Below are 3,374 nucleotides of genomic sequence, written 5' to 3'. Positions count from 1 at the left end.
GGGATATGGAGACTGCACAGATTGCTGTAAGGGCCGCCATAACAGGTCATATAGTAATAAGTACACTCCATACAAACGATGCACCATCAACCATTATGAGACTGATCGACATGGGTGTTAAACCCTATTTGATATCTACATCTGTAAAAGGAATAGTGGCACAGCGACTTGTGAGAACCATATGTCCACATTGTAAAGAATCTTATTTTATAACAGAATCAGAGAAAAAGCTTCTAAATGTTCAAGAGGACATGCAGTTATTCAGAGGAAAGGGTTGTAAAAAATGCTATAATTCCGGATACATGGGAAGAACAGCAATACATGAACTCATGAGGATGACATCTGATGTAAGAAAAGAAATTGATAAAACTGAATCAACTGACGCTATAAGGGCGGCTGCTGACAGACAAGGAATGAAAACACTGCGAGACAACTGTATTGATCTGGTAATAGAAGGAAAAACCACAGTGGAAGAAATGCTCAGAGTTGCATACACTGTAGAATAATTGGGAGGGGTTATATGTATAATATTCATGAAATACTAAAAAGAACCATTAGTATGGGGGCTTCTGACCTTCATATAGCAGCAGGATACTACCTTACAATGAGAATCGATGGAAAGCTTGAAATAGTTGATGACAAGATATTGTCAACTGAAGACACAATGAATATTGCCAAGCAGATTCTTACAGATAAGCACATGAAGATGATTGAAGAAAAGGGAGATGCCGACCTCTCAATGTCTGTTGCAGATACCGGGAGATTCAGGATCAATGCCTTCAAACAGAGAGGTTCTATAAGTATAGCTGTTAGGGCTGTATCACTTACTATTCCAACTCTTGAGGAACTAGGACTGCCACCAATATTAAGAGAGCTTACAAAGTTTAAAAGAGGAATGGTTCTTGTAACAGGACCTACAGGTAGTGGTAAATCTACTACCCTTGCTTCCATGATTGATATTATAAACAAGGAAAGGAACAATCATATAATCACTCTGGAGGATCCAATAGAGTATCTTCACAGACATAATAAATGCATAGTAAACCAAAGAGAAATGGGATCAGATTTTGATAGATTTGGTCAAGGACTAAAATCATGTCTTAGGCAGGATCCTGATGTAATATTACTTGGAGAGATGCGTGATCATGAATCCATTGAAATTGCATTGACTGCAGCTGAAACAGGTCACCTTGTTTTTTCAACACTTCATACAATAGGTGCTGCTGCCACAATTGACAGAATAATCGATGTTTTCCCTCCACATCAGCAGCAACAAGTTGCAGTACAGCTAGCAAATGTACTTCAGTCTGTAGTATCACAACAACTTCTTGTTAAAAATCAGGGAGGAAGAACTGTTGCTACTGAAGTTATGATGGCAACACCTGCAATAAAGAACACAATAAGAGAAAAGAAAACTCACCAGATAATGAACAGCATACAGACTGGGTCCAAGTTTGGCATGCATACAATGGACAGCGACCTATTGAATCTTTACAGATCAAATACCATATCAAAACAGACTCTATTCCAATCATGTATTGACAGAGATTATATCAAACGTTTTGTTATGGCTTAAAGAGGGGGTTACAATATGCCTAGTTTTAAATACACCGCATTAAACAACAAAGGTTCAAGAATCCGAGGCAATTATACAGCATCAACTGCTTCTGATGTGGCTGAAATGCTTAAGCATAAGAAGTATTATCCAGTTGAAATATCTGAAGACAAGGGATACAAGGATACAGAAGGAATAATGTCAAAGTTTACAAAGATTAAAGCTAAGGATCTGGCTGTATTTTGTCGGCAGTTCCAGGCAATGCTTAATGCCGGTATTCCAATAATAAACTGTTTGGATATTGTCCAGCAGCAGACACAAAAAAAGAAGTTTAAAATAATAATCGCTGATATTTATGAACAACTCCAAAAAGGTTATACATTTTCAGAAGCCCTGAAGCAACATGCAGATGTCTTTCCAAATATCATGATATCCATGGTTGAAACTGGAGAACTAAGTGGTAACCTTGATGTTATGATGACCAGACTTGCAGAGCACTTCGAGAAAGAATTCAAGATAGAAAACAAGGTAAAGAGTGCTATGGCATATCCTGTAATACTTGTTATTGTTACACTACTTGTTGTTATATTCATGCTGACCCAGGTATTGCCTACATTTGTATCCATGTTCGAAAGTTCAGGAGTAAAACTTCCATTGCCAACACGAATTATGATGGCTATAAGTGATTTTATTATAGCAAGGTGGTATGTGCTTGTATTTGGGGGTGCTGCAATAGCTCTTGCTATGACAAAAATAGAAACATCACAAGAGTTAAGAATAAAACAGGACAGATTCAAACTCACAAGAATTCCTATTTATAAGGATGTAAGTGTGAAAATCGTTTCTGCCAGATTCACAAGGACTATGGCTACTCTAATTGGATCAGGAGTTGAGCTTCTTACAGCTATTGAAGTAACCAGTCGTGTTACTGGAAATAAATATGTCGAACATATTCTTGGAAAAGTTGCTGATGATGTAAAAAAAGGCGTTGGAATGTCCGAACCAATAAGACGTTATAATATCTTTCCTCCAATGATTCCTTCAATGATTAAAATCGGAGAGGATTCCGGAGCACTTGAAGATATTCTCGACAAAACAGCAGATTTCTATGATGAAGAACTTGATTCTGCAATTCAAAAATTAACATCAATGATAGAACCTCTTATGATTGTTGTAATGGCAGTAATTGTAGGTTCTATTATAATTGCTATGATGATGCCTATGTTTGATATGGTTAAGACGGTTAAGTAATAAGTTAAAAAAATCTTAAATTAGTGAATAAAGATTATTATCAAGGGTATTAAATAAGCAGATGGAAAAATTAAATTTTTAGGAGGAAATAATATGTTTAAAATGGTAAACAGATTAAAGAACAAGAAAGGATTTACACTTATTGAGTTAATTGTAGTATTGGCAGTATTGGGTATTATTGCAGTGATAGCAGTACCAAGATTTCTAAATGTACAAGAAAATTCAAGATTGTCATCAGATGAAACAGCAGTTGCAGGAATACAAAAAGCATCTGAAATATATGCTGCGCAGGAGAATGTAACAGATTTTACTACTATTACAATAGACTTGCTTCAAGGTGAAAATTTATTGGATACAGCTGTAATGCTACAATCTGCATCATTTAGTGGTAATATTGAAACCTCTACTAATATAACCGATATAGATTTTGATGCAAATACAGATGGTGTATTGCAAGTTACTATTACTGCTAATGATGGATCTATAATTCAATTCCCATAAAAATAAAAGTTTTTAAAATGCAGTCTATATAGACTGCATTTTAAAAAAAGAAGGTGAATATATGAAA

Annotated in this window: 4 protein-coding genes; all 4 read left to right on the top strand. The window is 35.6% G+C overall.

Features of this window, described 5'->3' with window-relative positions; genetic code table 11:
* On the top strand, positions 1-506 hold a 506-nt coding region (locus AC3AX0_RS06625), incomplete at its 5' end, for a GspE/PulE family protein (protein ID WP_487549516.1).
* Positions 507-520: 14 nt separating this feature from the next.
* A complete protein-coding gene (locus AC3AX0_RS06620; RefSeq protein ID WP_487549515.1) occupies positions 521-1,576 on the top strand; it encodes a type IV pilus twitching motility protein PilT in 1,056 nt (351 codons plus the stop codon).
* 15 nt (positions 1,577-1,591) lie between these two features.
* Entirely contained in the window at positions 1,592-2,806 is a 1,215-nt protein-coding gene (locus AC3AX0_RS06615) for a type II secretion system F family protein (RefSeq protein WP_487549514.1), read from the top strand.
* A 93-nt stretch (positions 2,807-2,899) separates the two neighbouring features.
* Positions 2,900-3,307, top strand: a complete 408-nt coding sequence (locus AC3AX0_RS06610) for a type II secretion system protein (RefSeq protein WP_487549513.1) — start codon at positions 2,900-2,902, stop codon at positions 3,305-3,307.
* Positions 3,308-3,374: the final 67 nt, after the last annotated feature.

The sequence above is a fragment of the Dethiosulfatibacter sp. genome (assembly GCF_983023055.1).
The sequence above is the reverse complement of the archived record's forward strand: the minus strand, read 5'-3'. Positions and strand labels throughout refer to the sequence as shown.